Raw genomic sequence first — 23,792 nt, 5'->3', positions numbered from 1 at the left:
GGGCGGTTGTACCATTGTCCCCCATGACAGGTGTCCTCGAATTCGCCCGCGTCCAGCATCCTTCACCGAGCTCTGCGGAGCGGCGACAGGAGGTTCTGTCGAATCCCGGATTCGGGCAGCACTTCACCGATCACATGGTGTCGATCACCTACACCGACGGAATCGGCTGGCACGACGCGAAAGTCGAGCCGTACGCGCCGATCCCGCTCGACCCGGCCGCGATGGTCCTGCACTACGGGCAGGCGATCTTCGAGGGCCTCAAGGCCTACCGTCAGGCCGACGGCAGCATCGCGTCGTTCCGCGTGACCGCCAATGCCGCGCGCATGAACCGGTCCGCGGAGCGGCTCGCGATGCCGTACCTGCCGCCGGAGCTGTTCGTGAAGGCGATCACCGAGCTGGTCGAGGTCGACAACGAGTGGGTTCCCGCCGCCGGCGGCGAGGATTCGCTCTACCTGCGTCCCTTCGCGTTCGCGACCGAGCCGGCTCTCGGCGTGCGGCCCGCGAAGGAGTACAAGTTCCTCGTCATCGCGTCCCCGGCGGGTGCCTACTTCCCGCGCGGCGTGAAGCCCGTCAACGTGTGGCTCTCCCGCGAGTACGTGCGCGCCTCCCCGGGTGGCACGGGCGCCGCGAAGTTCGCCGGCAACTACGCGGCTTCGCTCGTCGCGCAGGCGCATGCCGCCGAGCAAGGCTGCGACCAGGTGGTCTGGCTCGACGCCATCGAGCGCAAGTACGTCGAGGAGATGGGCGGCATGAACCTGTACTTCGTGTACGGGTCGGGTGCCGACGCGCGTCTGGTCACCCCGGAGCTGTCCGGCTCGCTGCTGCCCGGCATCACCCGCGACTCGCTGCTCACCCTCGCCAAGGACTCCGGTCTCTCGGTCGAGGAGCGGCGCATCAGCACCGACGAGTGGCGTGAGAAGGCCGGCAGCGGTGAGATCACCGAGGTGTTCGCGTGCGGTACCGCCGCGGTCATCACGCCGGTCGGCAGCGTCAAGGACAAGGACGGCGAGTTCACCATCGCCGACGGCGAGCCCGGCCCCATCACGATGGCCCTGCGCGACACCCTGACCGGCATCCAGCGCGGTACCTTCGCCGACACCCACGGGTGGATGACGACGCTGCGCAAGTGACGTAGCCACGAACGACGACGAAGGGGTGCTGCCGATTCCGGCAGCACCCCTTCGTCGTTTCCGGACGCAGTGCGATCTAGAGGAGCCCCGACGCTGCCACCGCGACGGCGGCGGCCGTGCCCTCGGTAACTGCGCCGAGCACGTCGCCGTTCATGCCGCCGAAGCGCGCGACGCAGTGCCGGGCGAAGAGTACCGCGACGACCAGTACCACCGTGACGACGAGCGGTCCCGCCCAGAGCGGACCGGGCAGGCACACGAGCGACAGTGCCACCGCGGCCACCGTCCACACCGCGATCGGCACGACGCCCTGTGTGCCTGCCACGAGCGAGCCGAAGCCGCTGCCGGGCGCGGCCGGGACACCGCGCCGGCACGCGAGGACCACGGCCACACGTCCCGAGAAGACTGCGAACGCGAGCGCCCACCACGCGTCGGTGTCGGCGAGCGCGCCGAACGAGGCGGCCTGCAGACCGAGGACGACGACGAGCGCCGCGACACCGAAGGGACCCGCGCCGCCGCTGTGCATCACCTCGCGCGCCCGCTCGGGCGGGCCGTAGCAACCGAGACCGTCGGCGGTGTCGCTCAGCCCGTCGACGTGCATTCCCCGGGTGCCGACCGCCAACACCCCGACACACACCAGGCCCGTCACCAGTGGTGGCGTCCCGACGGCGGAACCGACCAGGCAGACGGCCGTGGTCGCGGCGGCGAGTACGGCACCGGCGATCGGCGCCGCGGAGATCGCACGTCCGGCGACCGTCCGGTCGATCTCCGACGGGCCTCGCGCGGGCAGGACCGTCAACCACGACAGGGCCAGCGCGACCCCGCCGATCCAGGCGCGGATCATCAGTCCGCGGTCGCCGGAGCGCTCTCCTCGCGGGTGCTCACGCCCGCCTCGGAGAAGGTGGCCATCTGCGCGAGGATCGCGACCGCACCCTGCAGTACCGGCAGCGTCGTCACGGCTCCCGATCCTTCGCCGAGGCGCATACCGAGGTCGACGATCGGTTCGAGTCGGAGATGACGCAGCGCGATGGCGTGGGCGGGTTCGGCCGACCGGTGACCGGACACCCACCAGCGTGCCGCGCCGGGTGCGAGTTCCTCGGCGACCATCGCGGCGGCGGTGACGACGACTCCGTCGAGGATCACCGGCGTCCGGCGGACCGCGGCCTGCGCGAGGAATCCCGCCATCGCGGCGAAGTCCGCGCCACCGGCGGTGCGCAGCAGGGCGACGGGATTGCGTACGTGGGGCCGCGCCCGCCACATGGCGTCGCGGATCGCGGTGACCTTGCGCATCCACCCCGCGTCGTCGACGCCGGTGCCGCGGCCGACCGCGGCCACGGGTTCGGTGGCGGTAAGGGTGGCGATGAGAACGGTTGCAGGAGTGGTGTTCCCGATTCCCATATCGCCCGCGACGAGCAGATCGGCACCTTCGTCGACCTCGCGGTCGGCGAGCGCACGGCCGGCCTCGATCGCGCGGACCGTCTCGTCGTGTGTCAGTGCGTCCTCGCGGTCGATGCTGCCGCTCGAGCGACGGATCTTGAACTCGGACACCTCGGGGGAGGTGTCGCTCTCGACTGCCATGTCGACGACCCGCACTCCTGCGCCTGCGGCGGCGGCGAGCACGTTCACGGCGGCGCCCCCTGCGGACAGGTTCGCGACCATCTGCGCGGTGACCTCCGGCGGATAGGCCGAGACCCCGTTGCGTGCGACGCCGTGGTCACCTGCGAAGACCACGACCCGCGGTCGGCGGAAGGGATGGGGCGGGACCTCGCCCTGGCAGGCGGCGACCCAGCACCCGAGTTCCTCGAGCCGTCCGAGTGAGCCGGCGGGTTTCGTCAGATCTCGCTGGCGTTCCTCGGCGGCGACGCGTGCTTCGAGATCGGGTAGGTCGACGCGCGGGAACTCGACGTCGGCGGGGGAATCGGAACCGCTGGTCACAGGTCACCTCTCGGACGGATCTTCACGCGAGAACGCTATCAACCGCCCGGTCTGGCAGAAATTCGACGTTATGCGTCATCACTGCCACTTTTCGGCGATCGGGTTCGGTCGGAGGATCGAGACATGATCGAACTCACCGTCACCGTCGTGGTCCTGTCCACCCTGATCATCGGTCTCGAGGTGCTCCGCCGGCGGACTGCTCCCGCGCCGGCCTGGGTCCGGCGTGCACCCTGGCGGCTTCACTGGGAACGCCCCGCACAGACGACTCGGCCGCGGCACCGCATGTCGCAGGACATGCAGGCCGCGGCCGAGATCCGGCAGCTACCGCCGGTGGTGTGCGGGGCGCCTCACAACTGAGGGTCGCCGGACGGTCAGACGGCGTCGCCCGGGCCGACCCGGGGGAGCGGTGCACGCAGCTTCTTGATCTGGGAGGCGCGCACGAAGGCGTACCAGCCGAGGCCGAAGCCACCGTCCGTCGAATCCGGGAAGCGCTCGCGCACCTTCCTGTTGACCATGCGCCCGAGGTAGATGCCCTCGATGATCATCAGGAACATCATCACGAACATCGCGAGCGTGACGTACTGCTGCACCACCGGTCCGAGGAACATCGACATGATGAGCACGAGCGCGAGTGGCATGAACAGGCCGACGAGATTGCGCCGGCTGTCGACGATGTCGCGCACGTAGGCGCGCACCGGGCCGCGGTCGCGGGGGAGCAGGTACTTCTCCTCGCCCGCGAGCATCCGGTTGCGACGCTCGGACGCGTCGGCGCGACGCTGCGCGGCGGCCGCCTTGCGCTCCTCCTTGCTCTGCGACTTGCGCGCGGCCTTACGGCGCTCGCGTGCTTCCTTCGCAGTCAGGGGAGCGGGGGCGACGGGACCGCGGCGACGGTTCTCGGCGTCGCGCCGTTTCGGCGTCGGACGCCCCTTACCGGTCGTCGCCTTCGCGGACGCGGAATCGTCGGGAGTCGCGGCCGGGGAGTCCTCGGTCGCAGGAACCTGGTGATCGGCGGAGTCGTCGGAACCACCGCGGCGTAGCAACTTCACACCACCAGGCTATGGGATAGTGGAGAGAAGCGGGAAATTCCGCGTGCCATACCACGCTCGGCGCGACTCGTCCACGAGGAATAGATTCCGGCGCGGTACCGTTGAACCATCGGGTTTCGACACGAACGACAGGGAGCGCCCATGACTGTGCAGCAAGAGACCGATACTCACGGCGTCATCCTGACCGAGGCCGCCGCTGCGAAGGCGAAGGCACTGCTCGATCAGGAGGGCCGCGACGACCTCGCACTGCGTATCGCCGTGCAGCCCGGAGGCTGTGCCGGTCTGCGGTACCAGCTGTTCTTCGACGACCGCACGCTGGACGGAGACCTCACGAAGGAATTCGCCGGTGTGACGCTCGCCGTCGACCGGATGAGCGCGCCGTACGTCGAGGGTGCGTCGATCGACTTCGTCGACACCATCGAGAAGCAGGGCTTCACCATCGACAACCCGAATGCCACGGGGTCGTGCGCCTGCGGCGACTCGTTCAACTGAGCTGAGGACGCACTTCGGAACCCCGGCGCTTCACGGCGCCGGGGTTCCGTCGTTTCCGCGGTAGTACCGTGGGACCGCTACGGCTCTCCGTGTGAGCAGCCACACCATCGACATCCGCGGAAAGGCTCAGCCACGTGACCATCGCCGTGACCGGCTCCATCGCCACCGACCACCTCATGCGCTTCCCCGGCCGGTTCGCCGAGCAGCTGCTCGCCGACCAGCTCGCGCACATCTCGCTGAGCTTCCTCGTCGACGACCTCGTCGTCCGGCGCGGCGGAGTGGGCGGCAACATCGCCTTCGCGATGGGTGTGCTCGGCGGAACGCCGGTGCTCGTCGGCGCCGTCGGCGCCGACTTCACCGAGTACCGCACCTGGCTCGAGGACCACGGGGTCGACTGCTCGTCGGTGCGGATCTCGCAGACCGCCCACACCGCCCGCTTCGTGTGCACCACCGACCTGGACATGGCACAGATCGCCTCGTTCTATCCCGGTGCGATGTCCGAGGCCCGCGAGATCTCCATCGCCGACGTGGTGAGCAAGCACGGTGTCGACCTCGTGCTCGTCGGCGCCAACGATCCCGACGCGATGATCCGGCACACCGAGGAGTGCCGCCGGCTCGGCGTCCCGTTCGTCGCCGACCCGTCCCAGCAGCTCGCCCGCCTGGACGGGCAGCAGACCGAGCAGCTCATCGACGGTGCCGAGTACCTGTTCACCAACGAGTACGAGTGGGGACTGCTGCTGCAGAAGACCGGTCTCACCGAGGACGAGGTGCAGGCGAAGGTCGGCATGCGTATCACCACCCTCGGCGGCGACGGCGCAAAGATCGTCGACCGCGACGGCAACCAGGTGCAGGTCGGTGTGGTGCCCGAGCGCGCCAAGGTCGACCCCACCGGTGTGGGCGACGCCTTCCGCGCCGGCTTCCTGCTCGGACACCGCTCGGGTCTGAGCATCGAACGGGCCGCGCAGCTGGGCTCGCTGGTCGCGGTGCACGTCCTCGAAACCACCGGCACGCAGGAGTGGACCTTCGACCGCACCGACGCCCTCAAGCGTCTCGCCGACGCCTACGGCACCGCCGCCGCCGACGAGATCGGCGCGGTTCTCGGCGCCTGAACGACGGAACACCCCGTCCTGGAAACGCGACGGCCGCGAGCATCCCTGGGGATGTTCGCGGCCGTCGCGTACGGGTTGGGTGATCAGATCTCGACCGGGTAGGCCGGCTCCTGGATCTGCGGCACGATGCGCTTCTCCACGAAGATGCCGTGCCAGACCATGAAGCACAGCACCGTCCACAGACGACGGCTGTGATCGATCGGGCCGGTCCGGTGCTCGTCGAGCATCTTCGCCACCGCAGCCTTGTCGAGCAGGTGATCGGTCTGCGACTCGGCGATCACCTCGTGCGCCCAGTCGAACAGCTCCGTGCCGGCCAGCCAGTGCCGCAGCGGCACCGGGAAGCCCAGCTTCGCGCGGTGCAGCACGTGCGGCGGGACGATGCCCTCCAGCGCCTGCCGCAGCGCATACTTCGTCGTCTGCTTCGTGATCTTCTGGTCCAGCGGAACCTGCGACGCCACCCGGAAGACCTCGGAGTCCAGGAACGGCACGCGCAGCTCGAGCGAATTGGCCATCGTCATCTTGTCGGCCTTGACGAGGATGTCGCCGCGCAGCCACGTGAACAGGTCGAGATGCTGCATCCGTGCCACCGGATCCCAGCCGGCAGACTGCGCGTAGATCGGGGCGGTGACGTCCTGGTGCGTCCATTCCGGACGGAAGTCGCGCAGCACCGAGCGCAGCTGCGCGTCGTTGAAGCTGCGGGCGTTGCCGTAGTAGCGCTCCTCGAGCGTCATCGAGCCACGGTGCAGCAGGCTCTTGCCTCGGGTGCCCTCGGGGATGCGCTCCGACAGCTTCCCGGCGGCCCGGCGCAGCGCCGGCGGCAGGAACTCGAACGGACGCAGCGACAGCGGCTCGCGGTAGATCGTGTACCCGCCGAACAGCTCGTCGGCGCCCTCACCGGACAGCACGACCTTGACGTGCTTGCGGGCCTCCCGGGCGATGAACCACAGCGGCACGAGCGCCGGGTCGGCCACCGGGTCGTCGAGGTACCAGATGATCTCCGGGATCGCCGCGGCGAACTCGCTGGGGGAGACCACCCGCACCACGTGCCGGGCACCGATCGCGGCCGCCGACTCCGCGGCGACGTCGACCTCGGAGTAGCCCTCCCGCTCGAAACCCGCGGTGAAGGTGATGAGCTTCGGGTTGTGGCGCATCGCCAGCGCGGCGATGGCCGTGGAGTCGATGCCACCCGAGAGGAACGACCCGACGGTCACGTCGGCGCGCATGTGCTTGGCCACCGAGTCCTCGAGGGCCTCGGCGATCTCGCGGTAGCGGTCCTGCTCGCGTCCCGCCGCGAACGGCCGGACCGGGAAGGTGGGGTGGAAGTAGCGGGTGATCTCGGGCTCGGCGCCGGGCGTGATACGCGCGTAGCAGCCCGACTCGAGGCGCCGGATCCGCCGGTGCAGCGTCTCGGGCTCGGGAACGTACTGCAGCACCGTGTAGTGCTCGATCGCACGAGGATCGAGCTCGGTGTCGATGCCGATCACGTCGGCGAGCTCGAGCAGGCTCTTCTTCTCGCTGCCGAAGGCCGTACCGCCGGTGCCGGTCGCGAGGAACAGCGGCTTGATGCCGAACGGGTCGCGAGCGACGAACAGTTCGCGGCTGTGCGTGTCCCAGATCGCGAAGGCGAACATGCCCCGCAGGCGCTGGACCGCGCGCACTCCCCAGTGGTGGTAGGCCGCGACGATCGCCTCGCTGTCGCCCTCGGTCGCGAAGGAGGTGCCGAAGGTCTCGGTGAGCTCCTTGCGCAGTTCGAGATAGTTGTAGATCTCACCGTTGAAGGTCAGCGCGTAGCGGTCGGGCTGTTCCGGCGGGCCCCAGCGCAGCGGCTGGTGCGAGTGCGCGATGTCGATGATCGACAACCGGTTGAATCCGAAGACGAGGTCGGCGTCGTGCCAGGTGCCGTGCTCGTCGGGGCCGCGATGGCGCAGGCAGTGCATCGCGGAGCCCACCTTCGCGACGGCGTCGTCGCTGGTGCCGTCAGTGGTCAGAAACCCGAGCAATCCGCACACGCGTGGGTTACCTCATTCCGGTCGGGGGTGTCGCGAGGAACCCCGGTGGGTGCCCAGCGCGGGACACCGCACCGCGCATGACACCGGGAACTACCACTCGGGGTCCGGCGTTGGTTCTACCGAAGTATGCCGCAGACGGTCGACACCGGGCAGCCGCGCCCGGACGCCGCCGACGATCACTCGCCCGACAGGAGAAAACCGACGTCACGAGCCGGGTCTTCCGGTCGAAACGCCCAGTCCGACACTTTCTTCGTGCCCCGGCGATGGATAGCGCCCGGGTTTGGTCTACGCTGCGTAGTAATTGGGCCGGCCCTCCGGGTGTGCCCTAGTGGAATTGCGGCGATCAGGAAGGCGTGAACGTGGCGCAAGGTCGGATCCTTCGGCGGTTCGGGCTCGCAGCATCACTCGGCATTGCAGCCTTGGTGCTGACCGGGTGCTCGAGCGAAGAAATCCTTCGTTTCGGCTGGCCGGAGGGCATCACTCCTCAGGCCGAGCGTATGCGTGAACTGTGGACGTGGTCGGTTGTCGCCGCCCTCGTCATGGGAATTCTCGTGTGGGGACTCACCTTCTGGGTGATCATCGCCTACCGGCGTCGGAAGGACGATCCGGAGTTCCCGCGTCAGACGGCGTACAACGTGCCGCTCGAGCTGGCTTACACCGCGGCGCCGTTCGTCGCCGTGTGTGTCCTCTTCTACTTCACGGTCGTGGTCCAGAACTACGTCCTGGAGAAGGAGGACAACCCGAACGTCGTCGTCGACGTGACGGCGTTCCAGTGGAACTGGAAGTTCGGTTACCGGACCATCGATCTGCAGGACGGCACCGCCCGGTACGAGGGCACCGACGAGGTCGCCCAGGACGCGGTCGCACTGCAGCCGTACGAGCCGGGCACCGAAGGTGAGCACGGTGGTGGAGAAGGCGGCGAGCACGAGGCTCCGGGTCCCATCCACGGCAAGCCGGCGGAGGACCTGTCCTACCTCCACTACGACAAGATCGAGACGATCGGCACCAGCGAAGAGATTCCGGTGCTCGTGCTTCCCACCGGCAAGCGCATCGAGTTCCACCTCGCGTCGTCCGATGTGATCCACGCTTTCTGGGTGCCGGAGTTCCTGTTCAAGCGCGACGTGAACCCGAACCCGCGTGAGAACAACTCCGATCCGGTCTTCCAGATCTCCGAGATCGAGCGTGAGGGCGCGTTCGTCGGCCGTTGCGCCGAGATGTGCGGCACCTACCACGCGATGATGAACTTCGAGGTCCGCGCCGTCAGCCCGGAGGACTTCGCCCGCTACATCGAGCTCCGCAAGCCGGTCGAGGACGGCGGCGAAGGCCTGTCGAACGCTCGTGCGCTCGAAGCCATCGGCCAGAGCCCGATCGCGACCTCGACGACTCCGTTCAAGACCGACCGCACGGACCGGTCGGCGACCGTCGCCGCAGGCGAGTGACGGCCACCCCACCCGACAAGGACAAGTGCTGATATGAAGATCGAAGCCAAGCTCTTCGAGGTCGTGACGGTGTTCTTCGTGCTCGTCGCCATCGTGTACGGCGTGTTCACCGGGCTGTCGGACAAGGGCATCGAATGGGCCGGCCTCACGGCCATCGTCCTCTCCGCCGGTCTGACCCTGATCGTCGGAACGTACTTCCGCTTCGTCGCGCGTCGTCTCGACACCCGTCCCGAGGATTACGAGGACGCCGAGATCAGCGACGGTGCGGGCGACCTCGGTTTCTTCAGTGCGGGTAGCTACTGGCCGATCCTGCTCGCCGGTGCGGCCGCTTTCGCCGCCATCGCGCTGGCCTTCTACCAGCCCTGGATGATCGTCCTCGCGGTCGCACTCATCATCGCCGCCGCAGCCGGCCTGGTGTTCGAGTACCACATCGGACCCGAGAAGCACTGAGCCGACATTCTCGACGCACACGGGCGCCGCACCTTCGGGTGCGGCGCCCGTGTCGTTTCCGGTGGCGTTCTCGAGGTTTCGTTCTTCAGGAAGCCCCGCGGGTGGTGAGGACGACCCTCGCGGTCGCTGCGACCGTGCGATCCGGGTCGCCGGTCAGAGCCTCGAGAGCATCCTCGGCGGCCGACCCGGGGATCTCCGCGAGTGCCTGCGTGAGACGTAGCCGGACACCGGCATCGTCCGAGCCGCCGAGCGCGTGCTGCAGCGACCGCACGATCTCGGCGGACGACAGCGGCCGATCCGCGAGCAGGCCGAGTACTTCGGCGGCCTCGACGTCCGACCGGCCCTTCACGATCATCTCCACGAGCACGGGGACGGCCGCGTCCACCCCTCGCGCCCCGAGCGCCAGAGCTGCCGTGGAGCGCGCCTCGAGATCGGCGTCGTCGAGTGCCTTCTCCAGGAGCGTCGTCGATTCGGGCACACGGAGTTCCGCGAGTGTCGCGATCGCCCGTCGCCGCACGGGCACTTCGGCGGAGTGAAGGCCCTCCGCGAGCGCCGGCAGCGCAGCGTCGACCTCGTCCGCCGCTCGGGCGAGCGACCAGCGCAACGCGCCGGCGACGAACGGGTCCTCCTCCGACAGCGCCGCCCGGACCAGCGCCGCGACCGGCAGCGTCGTGTCCTCGTCCTGGGACAGGATCGCCTGCTGGCGGCGGGAGCCGGAATCGGATTCGAACGCGCGCAACAGCGCGACGAGGCGCAGGACGTCGTCCCAACCGCTGGGGGAGGCCGAGTCGACGCCTTCGAGACGAGCGAGGAGTTCGGTCTCGGCGGCGATCCGTTCGCGCGTGTGCCGGATCAGCTCCTGCACCAGTTCCACCGGAGCGAAATCCGGTTCCCCCAGCGCTCGTCCGACCTCGTTCAGCGACAGGCCGAGACTCCGGAGACTCTCCACGTGAAAGAGCCTCCGGAGGTCGTCCTCGGTGTACTCGCGGTAACCGCCCGAGGTGCGGCCCGTCGGCGTCACCAGCCTCAGGCGGTCGTAGTGCCGCAGCATGCGGGTGCTGACACCGGAGCGCCGCGAGACCTCACCGATCAGCACCGGCTCACTCCCGGATCCCGTCCGCGCCGAGTGCGGCGACGCGTTTCGCCGACTCCACGGAGAGGACGAACGCGCTGTCGGGGTCGACGCGGATCCGCTCGGTGGCCTCTGCGTGGGCACGGACGCGCGGGTCGGAGCTGTTCATCGCCGCGTGCAGGACCGGCACTGCGGCCTCGTCGAGCGCTGCGAGAGCGCGACCGAGGCTCAGTTGCAGGTCGTGGTCGCCGCGGCCCAGTTCGACGCCGAGAGCCGCAGCGAGGCCGCTTTCCGAGCCCGGTGGCACGAGAGCGACCGCCGCGCGCCACGCGCTGCGTGCCACCTCGTCGTGCTCGTCGTGGAGCATCCCCGAGACCTTCGGCCATGCGACGGGATCGCCGATCTTCGACAACGTGTGCAGGGCCTGACTGCGCGCCTGCGAGACATCCGAACCGAGCTCGTCGAGCAGCCGCGGCACCGTCACCCCGGCCGGCAGGCGGCACAGCGCCCAGGTCAGCATGTCGCGGACGAAGAAGTCCGGCTCCACCGCGCAACGGTCGACGAGAGCCGTCACCGTCCCGGACTCGGCTGCCGTACCCGACTCGAGTGCGGCGCGCAGACGCACGGAGGCGTCGTCGGCGGACAGGGCCTCGACGAGGCGGGTGGACAGGGCCTCGACGAGGCGGGTGGAGGGGTCGTGATGTGTGCGCATGGGAGGCACCTCCTTCACGACCCATTCGAGCGCTTGTCACAGTGTCAAGGTCAAGACGTACGCTCCGGACGATATCCGGTGGGGGAGGGGAGGACCCGCGAACGACGAACGGGGCCCCGGACCGTGATGGTCCGGGGCCCCGTTACGAGCCGCTGATGCGGATCAGTGCTGCGACTTGTCGGGCAGCTGGGCTGCGCCGTCTCCGTTGCCGTGGACGCGCTCCTGGTACTCGCGGAGCGTGTTCCGCAGCTCGAGCTCGGCCTCGTGGTGGGCAGCCTCGAGAGCGGCGGCCTCGTCGGCCGGGTCCGGGCTCCACCAGCTGCCGGCACCGGGCTTGCCGGCGCTGCCGAGGCGGTTCATACGCTTCGGAACCGGGGCCGCCTGGTACTCCAGTGGGATCGGATGGCCGTGCTCGTCCACCGGGCCGAGCGGCTGGTGGATCTCGATGTACTCGCCGGTCGGCAGGCGACGGACGATGCCCGTCTCGATGCCGTGCTCGAGTACCTGGCGGTCGCTGCGCTGCAGACCCAGGCAGAACCGGTACGCGATGTAGTAGGCGAGCGGCGGGAGCAGGACGAGACCGATACGGCCCATCCAGGTCGTCGCGTTGATCGAGATGTCGAACTTGAACGCGATGATGTCGTTGATGCACATGATCGTGGCAACGGCGTAGAACGCCAGGGCCATGAACCCGATACCGGTGCGGACCGGCACGTCGCGCGGACGCTGGAGCAGGTTGTGGTGTGCGTCGTCCTTCGTGAACTTCTTCTCGATCCACGGGTAGACCGTGAGCACGACGAACACCAGGCCCATGATCAGCGCGATCCAGAACGGCTGCGGGATCGTGTACCGGTTGAACAGGTACAGCTCCCATGCCGGCCAGATACGGGCCATGCCGTCCGTCCACATCATGTAGATGTCGGGCTGCGAGCCGGCGGACACCTGCGACGGGTTGTACGGGCCGATGTTCCAGACCGGGTTGATCTGCAGCAGGCCGGACATCAGGGCGAGCACCGCGAAGGTCATCGCGAAGAACGCACCCGACTTGACGGCGAAGACCGGGAGGATACGAACGCCGACGACGTTCTGCTCCGTGCGGCCGGGGCCGGGGAACTGCGTGTGCTTCTGGTACCAGACCAGCGCGAGGTGCGCGGCGATCAAGGCCAGGATGATGCCCGGGACGAGCAGCACGTGCAGCACGTAGAAGCGCGGGATGATCAGCTCACCCGGGAAGTCGCCACCGAAGATCGCCCAGTGCATCCACGAACCGATGATCGGGATCGAGAGCGTGATGCCCGAGAACGCGGCGCGGAGGCCGGTGCCCGAGAGCAGGTCGTCGGGGAGCGAGTAACCGAAGAAGCCTTCGAACATCGCCAGGATGAGCAGCAGCGAGCCGATCACCCAGTTGGCTTCGCGCGGACGCCGGAACGCACCGGTGAAGAACACGCGCAGCAGGTGGACGACGATCGACGCTGCGAACATCAGTGCTGCCCAGTGGTGAATCTGTCGCACGAACAGACCACCGCGGACCTCGAAGGAGAGGTTCAGGGTCGTCTCGTAGGCGCGGGACATACCCACACCGCGCAGCGGCGTGTAGACGCCGTCGTAGATGACGTGCGCCATCGACGGGTCGAAGAACAGGGTGAGGAAGACACCCGAGATCAACAGGATGACGAAGCTGTAGAGCGCGATCTCACCCAGGAGGAAGGACCAGTGGGTGGGGAACACCTTGTTGATCTGGCGGCGGATGCCCGCGGACAGGTGGTAGCGAGAATCGAGATTCTCGCCGATCTGTGCGGCGCGGGACGGGGTTGCAGTACTCACGGGCGACGCTCCCAGAATGCCGGGCCGAGTGCCTCGATGAAGTCACCGTTGGCGACCAGGAAGCCCTCTTCGTTCACTGTAATCGGAAGCTGCGGCAGTGCGCGAGCAGCGGGACCGAAAATCGGCTTGCCGTACTCCAGCGCATCGAACTGCGACTGGTGGCACGGGCACAGGATGCGGTGCGTCTGCTGCTCGTAGAGCGAGGTCGGGCAGCCGAGGTGCGTGCAGATCTTCGAGTACGCGAAGTAGTCGCCGTAGTTGAAGCTCTCCTGGCCCTTGCGCTTGACGACACGCTCGGTGTCCTCGGTGCGCAGACGGATGAGCATGACGGCGTTGCGGATGCCGCGCAGGCCCTGCAGCAGAGCGTGGTCGTCGCCGCGATCGGACTCGCGGAACGGGAACACCGTCTCCATACCGCCGGCGTCGAGGTCCTCCGGGCGCACCAGGACGATGTCCTGGGGGCGGCCGGTGTCGCGACGCAGGTAGATGGTCTCGCCGGGGTAGCGCGGGGTCCAGCCCGACACCCACAGCGACGACTGGTCACCCTCGGCCCACGGGTTCTTGATCAGGCCGCCGAGCGGCATGATCAGACCGAGGCCGAGCGCGCCACCACCGAAGATCGCGGTGCGCTTGATCAGCTTGCGACGCGGCAGGGTCGACGTCTCGAGCGAGTCGGAGAGCTCGGCGACGATCGTCTTGCGATCGACCTCGGGCGAGCCGCCGTCGTGCCGATCCTGGATCGACACCTCCTCCGGGATGAACTTCTTGGTGAACTGCACCGCGCCCACACCGATGCCGAGGATGGCCAGACCCAGGGTCAGGCCGAGCATCGGGGTGTAGAGGCTGTACCAGCCGTAGTTCTCGTCGCCGATGCCCTGGTACTCCCACGGCCAGAACAGGTAGATCGCGATGAACGCGACACCCGCGATGCCCGCGAGGGCGAACCAGAAGGCGACGTTGCGCTCGGCCCGCTTCTCGGCACGGGTGCCTTCGACGGGCCAGCGGTCCTTGCGGAACGCGACGTCGACACCGTCGAGGTTCGTGCCGAGCGTGACGAGGTCGTCCCGGCTCATCCGGTCGAGATCTTCGACCGTGTGCTTGTTCGGCGTTTCGCCGCCACTCATGACCTTGCTCCGATCCACAGTGCAGCGCCGACGACGGCGACCATGCCGACGACCCACATGGTCGGCCCTTCGGCACCGGGGCCGAAGCCGCCGAGCCCGTAGCCACCCGGGTCTCTCGTCTCACTGGCGGACTTGATGTACGCGATGATGTCCTGCTTCTCCTCGACCGTCAGCTGACGGTCGGAGAACTTCGGCATGTTCTGGGGGCCGGTGAGCATCGCGGTGTAGATCTGCTGCTCGTTGGCCGGATCCAGGTTCGGTGCGAACTTGCCGGACGAGAGCGCGCCGCCGCGTCCGGTGAAGTTGTGGCAGGACGCGCAGTTCTGGCGGAAGAGCTCCGAACCGCGTCCGATGTCGTTGCCGCGCAGCGACGACTGGGCGATTTCGCCGTTCTCGTCGCGGATGACGGTCGGGCCTCCACCGTTGGCCTGGATGTACGCGCCGAGGGCGTCGGTCTGCGCGGCGTCGAACTTCGGGTCCTTGCGGAGGGCCTGGGCCTCGTTGCGCATCATCGGCATGCGGCCCGAGGAGACCTGGAAGTAGACGGCGGCCTCGCCGACACCGATCAGGCTGGGACCGCGGTCCTGGACACCCTGAAGGTTGACACCGTGACAGGTCACGCAGGAGGTCTCGTAGAGCTGCTGACCCTCGCGGATCAGAGCGCTCTGGTCGTCCTGCGCTGTAGCCACCTGCGGGGCAGGTGTCAGCGCGGAGGCGATGAAGCCTGCGCTGAGGAGACCGAGCGCGAGGACCAACGCTCCGGTGACGCGCCGGCGCATCTTGCGCTGGCGGCGGGACTTCGCAGCATCGGCTGCAGAGGATCGACCGGGCATGTCACCCTCGGAGGCGAGAGGTGGGGATGAACTCATCTGTATCCCTTTTTTTATGTCGGGACGGACTGGACGTCAGGGGGCTGCCTGGGCGTTCAGCTGGCTAACGGATGAAATAAATCGTGGCAAACAGCGCGATCCAAACGATGTCGACGAAGTGCCAGTAATACGAAACGACGATGGCTGCAGTGGCCTGCGCAGGCGTGAACTTGCTGACCTTCGTGCGGAACAGCAGGAACACGAAAGCGATGAGGCCGCCGATGACGTGCAGGCCGTGGAAACCGGTGGTCATGTAGAACACCGAGCCGTACACGCTGCCCGGGATGGTCGTGCCGTCCTTCACCAGGGTGATGTACTCGTAGCCCTGGCCGAGCACGAAGAAGGTGCCCATGCCGAGGGTGACGATGTACCACCGGCGCAGGCCGAAGACGTCGCCGCGCTCGGCGGCGAAGACGCCCAGCTGGCAGGTGAAGGAAGAAGCGATCAGCACCATGGTGATCGGTACCGCCAACCACAGGTTCAAGTGGGTGGGCGGGGGCGGCCACATGCCCTCCGGGGCCTGTGCCCGTGCCACGAAGTACATGGCGAAGAGCCCTGCGAAAAACATGAGCTCACTGGACAACCACACGATGGTGCCGACGCTGACCAGGTTGGGCCGGTTCAACGAGTGCACGCGCTGTGTGATTGCAGATCCTGAAGTCCCTACTGCGCTCGTCACGCTGGCTAGTATGACCCGTCGTAGTACGTCTTGGGCAATCGGGGCCGAAATCGGCGCGTCCGTGCAGGTCCCAGCCCTGCATTTCTCCAGGTGGGCACTCGGTGGCGGGTGCTCGGAAGGGTGCCACACGGGACATTTCGGAGGGTCGCGGAGGTCACGTGCGATCGTGGTGACATGAGTACCGGAAAGGGTCTTCGGGGGTGGCTGCGGTCCCTGGTCGGCCGGCGCAGCGAACCACTCGACGCGAAGCGGGCCGACCTGGTCGTTGTCGTCTCGTCATTCGACGACGCGGAGGCGTGTTCGACGGCGCTCGAGCGCGCCGCCGAGGCGACGCCTGCGTGGCAGGCCGAGGACGAGGCGGTTCTGCGGCATCACCTCGTCCTGCCCGCCGACACGGTGGACCGGGCGGTGGAACTGGCCGGCCAGGACGGCTACGTCGTGGCCGGAACCGGCGGCGGCAACGTCCCGCCCGCCGCCGTCGTCGAGGGTGCTCCGGTGATCCTGCAGCGTGTCCAGGTCCTCGATGCACTGCACTGTGCGCAGGAGAAGTCGCGCATGGCCTCGCTCGCCCAGCGGCTCGGTGGAACGGCCCTGGGATGGGACGCTCTGCAACCGGAGGATGCCGCTGGCTAAGCTGACCGGTCGGAGGGCACGCCGGTGCCCGGTGAGGAGCGAGATGCGGCGAGGGCAGGTGCGATGAACGCGACGCGAGACGCGGACGAGGTGACGCAGAACTGGCCCTCCGTCCTGGGAGTGCTCACCGCCGGACAGGACCTGTCCGCCGCCGAGGCGCGATGGGCGATGAGCGAGATCTTCTCCGACAACGCCACCCCCGCCCAGATCGCGGCCTTCGGCGTCGCTCTGAAGATGAAGGGCGAGACACCCGAGGAAGTGCGGGCACTCGCCGACACGATGCTCGACTACGCCCGGCTGGTCCCGGTCGACGGTGACGTGGTCGACGTGGTGGGCACCGGTGGCGACCGGGCGAACACCGTCAACATCTCCACGATGGCCTCGCTGGTCGTCGCCGCAGCGGGTATCCGCGTGGTCAAGCACGGCAACCGCGCTGCCTCGTCCAAGAGCGGCGGCGCCGACGTGCTCGAAGCGCTCGGGGTGCACATCGATCTCGGACCCGACGAGGTGGCCCGCTCGGTCGCCGAGGCCGGGATCGGATTCTGCTTCGCCCCGGTCTACCACCCGGCGCTGCGTTTCGCGGCCGCACCGCGCAAGCAGATCGGCATCCCGACGGTCTTCAACGTCCTCGGCCCGCTCACCAACCCGGCCCGCCCGAGTGCCGGTCTGATCGGATGCGCCTTCGAACCGCTCGTCCCGACCGTCGCCGGTGTGCTCGCGCAGCGCGGCAATTCGGCGCTCGTCGTCCGCGGCGACGACGGTCTCGACGAACTGACCACCTCCACGACCTCGCGCGTGCACATCGTCCACGGCGGCGAGGTCCGGGTCGTGACGCTCGATCCGCGCGATCTGGGCATCGAACGGGTTCCGCTCGAGGCGCTCCGCGGAGGCGACGCCACGGAGAACGCGGCGATCGCGCGGGCCGTCCTGGCGGGGGAGACGGGGCCGGTGCGCGACGCCGTGCTCCTCAACGCCGCCGGGGCGATCGCAGCCTTCCGGGGCGTCGACGGCGTTCTCGAGGACGCCCTCACGGCCGGGCTCGAGACGGCGGCAGAGGCGATCGACAGCGGCCGGGCCACGGCCGTCCTCGAGCAGTGGGCAGAGGTCACCACGCGGCTGGGTGCCGGTTCCGGACAGAAGTGACCGGGGAAGAGTAAGGACACCGAACGACGGGCCCGCACTGCATCGGTGCGGGCCCGTCGTTCGTCGGTGGTGCTGCGCGGTGTCAGTTCCCGATCGAGAAGCCGGCCTCGACGTCGGCGCTCGAGTACGACTGGAACGCGATGTGGGTGACGGTCTTCGTCACGCCGTCGATCTTGTTGATGCCCCGGGTGACGACGTCCGCGATCTTCTCGTGGTCGCGGACCCGGACCACGGCCACGAGGTCGACGTCGCCTGCGCAGGAGTACACCGTGTCGACACCGTCGAGGTCGGCCACCGCTTGCGCGGTCTCGGGGATACGGTTCGCCTCGGCGTCGATCAGGACGATCGCGTTGATCATGTGGTCTCCTTCAACCTTCCTCGGGGATTGCATCAGCCTAAGCGGTACGGCTCGTCGGCGGAGAGGAGCCTGCGGACCGCGCGGGCGTCGCGTGCGAGCTCGGCCCACGCGCTCCACCGACCTGCGCCCCGTGTCGGTTCGCACCAGCCCTGGCTCGCCCGGACGATGCGGATGTCTTCGCCGTCGAGCCATCGAGCGACCAGACCGATCTCCTCCGGGGACGCGCCCCGGAGCGGGCCGGGTGACGGCCGCACAGTCTCGGCTGCGGCGACGATCGCGTCGACGACGGGCATCGGCCGCATACCGCGCGGCGCCACCCCTGCGGACGCGAGACGACCGGCGCGCACGACGGCGAACTCCCACCCGCCTTCGGCCCGCGGTCGCGCGGCGACGAGTTCGTCGACGGCCGCCAGCGCCGCGAGGCGTTGCGTGCGCCGCAGCGCGACGAGGGCGGCGGCGAGGCGGTCGCGCAGGCGGGCCGCGTTCTCGAACAACTGGTCGCGCACGAGGGCGTCGAGGCGCTCCTGCGCCGTCTCGACGGCGTCGTCGGTGGTCCCGCGGACGACCGCGCGCGCACGCTCGACCTGGGCCGCATAGGCGGAGGCGTCCTGAACCCCGAAGGAGGCTGCGGCGCAGCCCCCGACGGCGACGGGCGGGCAGCGGTCGCCGTGGCGGGCCGTACGGCCGATCCTGCGCGTACACGTGCGCAGACCGCACATCTCCGCGAGCAGTGCCGCGACATCTGCGGCGTCGGCGCGCACCGAGAACGGGCCGACCGAGTCGGGTCCGGGGGTGCGGCTCACGGCCAGGCGCGGGAACGCCTCGTCCGTGAGGATGATCCACCAACCGCGCATCGGATACTTCGATCTGCGGTTGTAGGGAGGGGTGTGGGCCGCGATCAACCGGAGTTCGCGGACGCCGGCCTCGAGCCCGTGGGCGCATTCGACGTGATCGATGCGTGTGGTGAGCGCGACCATCTCGCGCAATCGCGGTCGCGTCTCGGAGCCCGTGAAATAGGTACGGACACGCCGGTGCAGGTCGACCGCCGTGCCGACGTACAACACCTCGTCCGACGGGCCGCGGAACATGTAGACGCCCGGTTTGCGCGGCAGATGCGCGGCGAGTGCGCGTTTGGCCCTCTGCTCGGCGGTGACCACCGGCATGTAGTCGCGCAGCTCGGTGAGGCTGTGGACGCCCTGGTTGCCGACCCGTTCGATGAGGGCGTGCAGGACGTCCACGGTGGCGCGCGCGTCGTCCAGGGCGCGGTGGGTGGGCACGGTGGAGACCCGGAACAGTTCGGCCAGCGCGGACAGCTTCACCGACGGCGCTTCGTCGCGTCCGAGGACGCGGCGGGCCAGCTTGACGGTGCACAGCACCTGGAAGCGGGGCCACGCGAGTTCGCACTGCGCTGTGGCGGCCTTGAGGAAGCCGACGTCGAATCCGGCGTTGTGTGCGACGAGCACCGCTCCGGACGCGAATTCCAGGAAGGCGGGCAGCACCTCCTCGATCTTGGGGGCCGCGTAGACCATGGCGGTGGTGATGCCGGTGAGCTGCACGATGTACGGGGGGATGGGTCGTCCCGGATCGACGAGGGTCGCGAACTCGCCGAGCACCTCGCCCCCGCGGATCTTCACCGCTCCGATCTCTGTGATGGCGTCCTCGGCTGCCTTCCCGCCCGTCGTCTCGAGATCGACGACGACGAAGGTTGTCTCGCGCAGGGGAGCGTCGAGCTCGTCGAAACCGAGTTGCACGCCCAGGGCGGATGGTTGCGGCGAGGTCATGCGGCAGAGCCTAGGAAGCGTCACCGACACGCCGCCGAGCGGGCTTCGGAGTGGGTTCGAAGCAGGGGGGAGACGAGGATCACACTGCGTTCTTTTCGGCTCGATGAGGGGTACGCGCGGGCCGGAAAACAGACCGATCGGCCTCCGAGGACGGCACTCCGGCGAATCGGGCGCATCGCCTCGTCGAAGGTCGGCGAGTCAGGGCGTCCTGACCTGGTTCTTCCGGAAAGGACTCGGGTGAAACGGGCGCCGAGCCTCCCTCTGGTGAAGGCGCGTCGAGCGGTGGCCGTTACCGCGCCGTTATCGGACCGTTGCCCCGCGGCGGCATTCCCCCAGAGGCGGGCCGAAACGAGCGGGCCACACAGGGAGGCGGTCGACTTCACCGATGCCGTTTCGTAATCTTTTCGAGACCGAGCGGAGAGTTTCCCGCCCCACCCCCGGGTCGGAGCCGCACGGTTACCGCCTAATCGCTTCTCCCGTCTGCGGGAGCAGCGAGCCGGGGACCCACACGTAGTACTCGGGGTGAATCCCCTCCGCCGCTCGCGGGGAGGGGTAGGGCTGATCTTCCGGCCCGAACCCGTCAGCTAACTCGGTCGGCGGGTGAACGGAAGAAACGGAGAACGTCCCCTCGTGGTTTCGAACAACAGCAAGCGCACCGTCCGGCGCGCACTCGTCGCCGGTGCCATTGCTCTCGGAGCAGTCACCGTCTCGGCCGGCCCGGCGATGGCCGAGCCGATCAACATTCCCGGTGTCGGAACGTTCGACCTCCCGGCCGGTGTGACCGTGCCGCCGGAGATCGCCAACATCGTTCCGCCGGCCCCCGAGGCGGCCCCCGCGCCTCAGGCCGGTTCCTTCACCGCCCCCTTCAGCTCCGTCGGCCAGCGCGCTGCCGACGCCGCACAGTCGAAGATCGGTGCCCCCTACGTCTACGGCGCCGCCGGCCCGAGCTCCTTCGACTGCTCGGGTCTCGTGCAGTGGGCCTACAAGCAGGCCGGTCTGAGCGTCCCGCGCACCAGTTACGAGCAGGCCTCCGCCGGTGCCCCGGTGGACGTCGCGGCTCTGCAGCCCGGTGACGTCGTGTCGTTCTACGGTGGCAGCCACACCGGCATCTACATCGGCGGCGGCAACATCGTGCACGCCTCCACCTCGAGCCAGCCGGTCAAGATCGCACCGCTGAACTCGATGCCGGTCGACGGCGCCCGTCGCTTCTGATCGACGGCGCCCCGTCGCTTCCGATCGGTCTGAGCACCCCCCGCTCCAGCGCCGACGCACTGCCGAGGAGGGTGGGTCCGGTACGTACCGGACCCACCCTCCTCGTGTGTCTGCACGTCCCTGCCGATGCGCGAACGGCATGCACAAACGGCCGCTGCGTGGGAGAGCTACTCGCAGGTAGACACAAACCTATGCAATTCCGTAACCTGATCGAGACCTTTGGGAAAGGATGCGAGCCCACGTGGTTTCCGACAGGACAAAGCACCTCGTACGAGTGCAGGACAGGCGACGGACCGGCCGTCCAGCGCTCGTCGTCGCGCTCGTGATGATGGTCCTCGGTTTCACTCTGGCGCCGGCGACGGCGCAACCCGCAGGGGAGAGCCCGGCCGCACGCCTCGAGCACCTCGCGGATCTGTCACGTCGCAGCGAACAGGCCACCGAGGCTTTGCACGCCGCCGGGGCGGATCTCGAAGCGAAGGTCGCGGCGCAGCACGAGGCCGAGGTGCGTGCCGGCCAGGCCGACGAGGCGCTCGGCGCCGCTCGCGCCGAGATCGCCCGCTTCAAGCCCACCGTCGACAAGCTCGCGCGGGCCAACTACCGCGGTGCGCGCACCAACCGGCTGTTCGCCGTGGTGGTGAGCGACTCGCCCCAGCAGATGCTCGACCAGATGGTCCTGCTCGACGTCCTGGGCGAACAGACCTCGCGTGAGGTCGAGGGCTTCCGGGCGGCCACCGCCGCTGCGGCCGAGGCGGCCGTCGCCGCACAGCATGCCGCCGACGAAGCACGTGCCGCCGCCGAGCAGGCCCAGACCCTCCGCGACGAACTCCAGCGGCGACAGGCCGACCTCGAGGAGCAGATCGAAGGAGTCCTGAACGCCTTCGAGGCGCTGAGCGACGCGGAGAAGGCCGAACTCGCAGGCACTCCCTTCCCTCCGGGCCTCGACGCCGAGAAGATCCTGCAGCACCTCGTCCCCGGCAGCAACGGCGCCGCGCTGCGCGCCGCCCTGTCGCGCATCGGCTCACCGTACGTGTGGGGCGCGACCGGCCCCGACCAGTTCGACTGCTCGGGACTGATGGTGTGGGCGTACCAGCAGGTCGGCAAGTCGCTGCCCCGGTCGAGTCAGGCCCAGGCGCAGGGCGGCATCCCCGTCTCCCGCGACAATCTGCAGCCCGGCGACCTCGTCATCTTCTACGACGACGCCTCCCACGTCGGCATGTACGTCGGCGACGGCAACATGGTGCACGCCTCGACCTTCGGTGTGCCGGTGAAGGTGCAGTCGATCGATCGCTTCCCGTTCCACAGCGCCCGGCGGTACTGACCGGGTAGAGGCGGGATCGCCGCCGGTGGGCGAGGGCGTACGGGACCGCCCTCGGACGCCGACCTAGACTGACGCGGTGCCCGCGCGATCGCCCTTCACCGCCGGTACCCGCAAGTGGGAACGTCTCGGCCTGGCCGGACTCGTGGTCGCGCTGGTCACGGCAGGACTGCTGCTGGCCGTCGACCCGGTGGACACCGACGACGCCGACAGCCGGGTACGGGCCGAACTGCAGGTCGTGCTCGACGACTGGGCGCATGCGGTCCGGACCGGCGACGACGGATCGCTCGCGGAGTTGATCGACGACGCGTCCCCGGAACTCCTCGACGCCGAACGGGAGCGGATCGCGGCGATCGCCGTCGTTCCCCTCGCCGATCTCGGCTACGAACTCGCCTCCGAACCCGCGCTGCCGCTGCCGCCCGAGACGATCGCCCGGTTCGCGGCCGACGAGGTACGGGCGCACCGCGTCCACCTGCGGTACGCCGTGGACGGAATCGACGACGTACCCACCCGACGGCCGGTGACCGTGCTGTTCGTCCACCGGCCGCAGGGCTGGCGGATCGCCGACGACGCACCCGATCTCGCCGGGGCACAGACCGTCACCTGGCGAGGACCCTGGGACCACGGCAGCCTCCACCTCGCGACCGCGCAGACCGAGGGTGGTCGCTCGCTCGTGATCGGACACCCGGACAACGCCGCCTTCGTCGACGACCTGGCCGGCGACCTGCCGTCGGTGGTCGAGGCCGTCGACGACCTGTGGGGCGATTCCTGGCCGCGACGCGCACTGGTGGTCGTGACGTCCACACGCGAGGAGTTCTCGCACCTCGTCGGACCCCGGCACGACGGCGACGACATCGCGGCCGTCGCGGTCTCCGACGATGTCGATCACAAGCGCGGGATCGCCACCGGGCAGCGCATCGTCTTCAATCCGGCCGCGAGCGACCGGCTCGACGACACCTCCCGCCGGATCGTGCTCGCGCACGAGACGGTGCACGTCGCCGCACGCGCCGGCACCGTGGACGGCTCACCGATGTGGGTCCTCGAGGGCTTCGCCGACTACGTCGGCCACCGCACGGCCGCAGAGGGTCTCGAGACAGGGCCGCTCGACGTGCAGCGGATCGCGCCGACGCTGACCCGGCAGGTACGGGCGTCGGGTGCGCCGACGTCGCTGCCCGTCGACGGCGACTTCACCGGCCACCGGTCGGCGCTCGCCTACGAGAGCTCCTGGTCGATCGCCGCGTACACCGCGGACGAGTTCGGACACGACAGGCTCGTCTCCCTCTACCGCGCCCTCGCCGCGGGTCCCGTCACCGACGAGCGGCTCGACGACGTGCTCACCGACCTGCTCGGCGTCGACACCGCCGGCTTCGTGGACGGTTGGAGCCGCTGGCTCGGGGAGCGCATCCGCGACATCCGCTGACCGGGACGGTCCGGACCGGGGCCCATCGGCACCGTCCGGGGCC

23 protein-coding genes and 1 riboswitch are annotated in these 23,792 nt (G+C 69.0%); of the genes, 11 read left to right on the top strand and 12 right to left on the bottom strand.

Annotated features, from left to right (window positions below; genetic code table 11):
- The first annotated feature begins 23 nt into the window (after nt 1-23).
- Entirely contained in the window at nt 24-1,130 is a 1,107-nt protein-coding gene (locus tag ACWPOC_RS16165; protein WP_060652772.1) for a branched-chain amino acid aminotransferase, read from the top strand.
- A 76-nt stretch (nt 1,131-1,206) separates the two neighbouring features.
- Here the strand turns inward: ACWPOC_RS16165 and ACWPOC_RS16160 are convergent, their stop codons facing one another.
- Nucleotides 1,207-1,971 (bottom strand): adenosylcobinamide-GDP ribazoletransferase, encoded by a 765-nt coding sequence (locus tag ACWPOC_RS16160; protein ID WP_455408970.1) that lies wholly within the window; start codon nt 1,969-1,971, stop codon nt 1,207-1,209.
- On the bottom strand, nt 1,971-3,062 hold the full coding sequence (gene cobT / locus ACWPOC_RS16155; RefSeq protein ID WP_120283305.1) for a nicotinate-nucleotide--dimethylbenzimidazole phosphoribosyltransferase: 1,092 nt from the start codon (nt 3,060-3,062) through the stop codon (nt 1,971-1,973). The genes ACWPOC_RS16160 and cobT overlap by 1 nt, the downstream gene beginning before the upstream one ends.
- Nucleotides 3,063-3,185: 123 nt before the next feature.
- Here cobT and ACWPOC_RS16150 point away from each other — a divergent pair, with 123 nt between their 5' ends.
- Nucleotides 3,186-3,419, top strand: a complete 234-nt coding sequence (locus ACWPOC_RS16150) for a hypothetical protein (RefSeq protein WP_024101302.1) — start codon at nt 3,186-3,188, stop codon at nt 3,417-3,419.
- A 14-nt stretch (nt 3,420-3,433) separates the two neighbouring features.
- Here the strand turns inward: ACWPOC_RS16150 and ACWPOC_RS16145 are convergent, their stop codons facing one another.
- Nucleotides 3,434-4,108 carry a DUF3043 domain-containing protein gene (locus ACWPOC_RS16145; protein WP_024101301.1) on the bottom strand — a complete coding sequence of 225 codons (675 nt, stop codon included), beginning with the start codon at nt 4,106-4,108 and terminating at the stop codon, nt 3,434-3,436.
- A gap of 141 nt (nt 4,109-4,249) precedes the next feature.
- Between ACWPOC_RS16145 and ACWPOC_RS16140 the strand changes: the two genes are divergently transcribed.
- Both ACWPOC_RS16140 and ACWPOC_RS16135 read left to right on the top strand, forming a co-directional pair.
- Nucleotides 4,250-4,600, top strand: coding sequence for a HesB/IscA family protein (locus ACWPOC_RS16140; RefSeq protein WP_006554400.1), 351 nt, complete (start codon nt 4,250-4,252; stop codon nt 4,598-4,600).
- Between the two features lie 134 nt (nt 4,601-4,734).
- Nucleotides 4,735-5,709, top strand: coding sequence for a carbohydrate kinase family protein (locus ACWPOC_RS16135; RefSeq protein ID WP_024101300.1), 975 nt, complete (start codon nt 4,735-4,737; stop codon nt 5,707-5,709).
- 83 nt (nt 5,710-5,792) lie between these two features.
- Here the strand turns inward: ACWPOC_RS16135 and asnB are convergent, their stop codons facing one another.
- Complete coding sequence (asnB, locus tag ACWPOC_RS16130; protein ID WP_120283303.1) at nt 5,793-7,718, bottom strand: asparagine synthase (glutamine-hydrolyzing); 1,926 nt, start codon at nt 7,716-7,718, stop codon at nt 5,793-5,795.
- A gap of 353 nt (nt 7,719-8,071) precedes the next feature.
- Here asnB and ctaC point away from each other — a divergent pair, with 353 nt between their 5' ends.
- Nucleotides 8,072-9,157 (top strand): aa3-type cytochrome oxidase subunit II, encoded by a 1,086-nt coding sequence (gene ctaC, locus ACWPOC_RS16125; protein ID WP_120283301.1) that lies wholly within the window; start codon nt 8,072-8,074, stop codon nt 9,155-9,157.
- Nucleotides 9,158-9,190: 33 nt separating this feature from the next.
- A complete protein-coding gene (locus tag ACWPOC_RS16120; RefSeq protein ID WP_006554396.1) occupies nt 9,191-9,607 on the top strand; it encodes a cytochrome c oxidase subunit 4 in 417 nt (138 codons plus the stop codon).
- A gap of 85 nt (nt 9,608-9,692) precedes the next feature.
- Here the strand turns inward: ACWPOC_RS16120 and ACWPOC_RS16115 are convergent, their stop codons facing one another.
- The 6 genes from ACWPOC_RS16115 to ctaE all read right to left on the bottom strand — a co-directional run bounded on the left by ACWPOC_RS16115 (nt 9,693) and on the right by ctaE (nt 15,887).
- On the bottom strand, nt 9,693-10,703 hold the full coding sequence (locus ACWPOC_RS16115; RefSeq protein WP_455408969.1) for a MerR family transcriptional regulator: 1,011 nt from the start codon (nt 10,701-10,703) through the stop codon (nt 9,693-9,695).
- 4 nt (nt 10,704-10,707) lie between these two features.
- Nucleotides 10,708-11,391, bottom strand: a complete 684-nt coding sequence (locus tag ACWPOC_RS16110; protein ID WP_120284375.1) for a HEAT repeat domain-containing protein — start codon at nt 11,389-11,391, stop codon at nt 10,708-10,710.
- A 162-nt stretch (nt 11,392-11,553) separates the two neighbouring features.
- Nucleotides 11,554-13,215 (bottom strand): cytochrome bc1 complex cytochrome b subunit, encoded by a 1,662-nt coding sequence (gene qcrB / locus ACWPOC_RS16105; protein ID WP_120283297.1) that lies wholly within the window; start codon nt 13,213-13,215, stop codon nt 11,554-11,556.
- Nucleotides 13,212-14,339 carry a cytochrome bc1 complex Rieske iron-sulfur subunit gene (gene qcrA, locus ACWPOC_RS16100; RefSeq protein ID WP_120283295.1) on the bottom strand — a complete coding sequence of 376 codons (1,128 nt, stop codon included), beginning with the start codon at nt 14,337-14,339 and terminating at the stop codon, nt 13,212-13,214. The genes qcrB and qcrA overlap by 4 nt, the downstream gene beginning before the upstream one ends.
- Entirely contained in the window at nt 14,336-15,172 is an 837-nt protein-coding gene (gene qcrC / locus ACWPOC_RS16095) for a cytochrome bc1 complex diheme cytochrome c subunit (protein WP_174247132.1), read from the bottom strand. Before qcrC ends, qcrA begins: the two co-directional genes overlap by 4 nt.
- A 100-nt stretch (nt 15,173-15,272) precedes the next feature.
- A complete protein-coding gene (gene ctaE, locus ACWPOC_RS16090; protein WP_120283293.1) occupies nt 15,273-15,887 on the bottom strand; it encodes an aa3-type cytochrome oxidase subunit III in 615 nt (204 codons plus the stop codon).
- A gap of 174 nt (nt 15,888-16,061) precedes the next feature.
- Between ctaE and ACWPOC_RS16085 the strand changes: the two genes are divergently transcribed.
- Nucleotides 16,062-16,520 (top strand): hypothetical protein, encoded by a 459-nt coding sequence (locus ACWPOC_RS16085; RefSeq protein WP_120283291.1) that lies wholly within the window; start codon nt 16,062-16,064, stop codon nt 16,518-16,520.
- 63 nt (nt 16,521-16,583) lie between these two features.
- Complete coding sequence (trpD, locus tag ACWPOC_RS16080; protein WP_120283289.1) at nt 16,584-17,663, top strand: anthranilate phosphoribosyltransferase; 1,080 nt, start codon at nt 16,584-16,586, stop codon at nt 17,661-17,663.
- Nucleotides 17,664-17,745: 82 nt separating this feature from the next.
- Here trpD and ACWPOC_RS16075 read toward each other — a convergent pair whose 3' ends face one another.
- Nucleotides 17,746-18,021, bottom strand: a complete 276-nt coding sequence (locus ACWPOC_RS16075) for an Lrp/AsnC family transcriptional regulator (RefSeq protein ID WP_016693842.1) — start codon at nt 18,019-18,021, stop codon at nt 17,746-17,748.
- 32 nt (nt 18,022-18,053) lie between these two features.
- Nucleotides 18,054-19,802, bottom strand: coding sequence for a DEDD exonuclease domain-containing protein (locus ACWPOC_RS16070; protein ID WP_120283287.1), 1,749 nt, complete (start codon nt 19,800-19,802; stop codon nt 18,054-18,056).
- Nucleotides 19,803-20,252: 450 nt separating this feature from the next.
- Nucleotides 20,253-20,417, top strand: a riboswitch (cyclic di-AMP (ydaO/yuaA leader).
- A gap of 15 nt (nt 20,418-20,432) precedes the next feature.
- Here ACWPOC_RS16070 and ACWPOC_RS16065 point away from each other — a divergent pair.
- The 3 genes from ACWPOC_RS16065 to ACWPOC_RS16055 all read left to right on the top strand — a co-directional run bounded on the left by ACWPOC_RS16065 (nt 20,433) and on the right by ACWPOC_RS16055 (nt 23,749).
- The gene (locus ACWPOC_RS16065; protein WP_059380920.1) at nt 20,433-21,014 is read left to right on the top strand and encodes a C40 family peptidase; all 582 of its coding nucleotides are present in this window, start codon (nt 20,433-20,435) and stop codon (nt 21,012-21,014) included.
- Nucleotides 21,015-21,288: 274 nt separating this feature from the next.
- Entirely contained in the window at nt 21,289-22,332 is a 1,044-nt protein-coding gene (locus ACWPOC_RS16060; protein ID WP_455409030.1) for an NlpC/P60 family protein, read from the top strand.
- Nucleotides 22,333-22,408: 76 nt separating this feature from the next.
- Complete coding sequence (locus tag ACWPOC_RS16055; protein ID WP_455408968.1) at nt 22,409-23,749, top strand: hypothetical protein; 1,341 nt, start codon at nt 22,409-22,411, stop codon at nt 23,747-23,749.
- The last annotated feature ends 43 nt before the right edge of the window (nt 23,750-23,792 follow it).

This window comes from Rhodococcus sp. 5G237, from assembly GCF_053764735.1.
Note: the sequence above shows the minus strand (reverse complement) of the source record. Positions and strands in the feature narration are given on the sequence as shown.

Coding starts and splice junctions, on each gene's coding strand:
- ACWPOC_RS16160 (WP_455408970.1), bottom strand. CDS start 1,971: ATGATCCGCGCCTGGATCGGCGGGGTCGCGCTGGCCCTGTCGTGGTTG.
- qcrA (WP_120283295.1), bottom strand. CDS start 14,339: ATGAGTGGCGGCGAAACGCCGAACAAGCACACGGTCGAAGATCTCGAC.
- qcrC (WP_174247132.1), bottom strand. CDS start 15,172: ATGCCCGGTCGATCCTCTGCAGCCGATGCTGCGAAGTCCCGCCGCCAG.
- ACWPOC_RS16150 (WP_024101302.1), top strand. CDS start 3,186: ATGATCGAACTCACCGTCACCGTCGTGGTCCTGTCCACCCTGATCATC.
- ACWPOC_RS16070 (WP_120283287.1), bottom strand. CDS start 19,802: ATGACCTCGCCGCAACCATCCGCCCTGGGCGTGCAACTCGGTTTCGAC.
- ACWPOC_RS16110 (WP_120284375.1), bottom strand. CDS start 11,391: ATGCGCACACATCACGACCCCTCCACCCGCCTCGTCGAGGCCCTGTCC.
- ACWPOC_RS16120 (WP_006554396.1), top strand. CDS start 9,191: ATGAAGATCGAAGCCAAGCTCTTCGAGGTCGTGACGGTGTTCTTCGTG.
- ACWPOC_RS16140 (WP_006554400.1), top strand. CDS start 4,250: ATGACTGTGCAGCAAGAGACCGATACTCACGGCGTCATCCTGACCGAG.
- trpD (WP_120283289.1), top strand. CDS start 16,584: ATGAACGCGACGCGAGACGCGGACGAGGTGACGCAGAACTGGCCCTCC.
- ACWPOC_RS16075 (WP_016693842.1), bottom strand. CDS start 18,021: ATGATCAACGCGATCGTCCTGATCGACGCCGAGGCGAACCGTATCCCC.
- ACWPOC_RS16085 (WP_120283291.1), top strand. CDS start 16,062: ATGAGTACCGGAAAGGGTCTTCGGGGGTGGCTGCGGTCCCTGGTCGGC.
- ACWPOC_RS16165 (WP_060652772.1), top strand. CDS start 24: ATGACAGGTGTCCTCGAATTCGCCCGCGTCCAGCATCCTTCACCGAGC.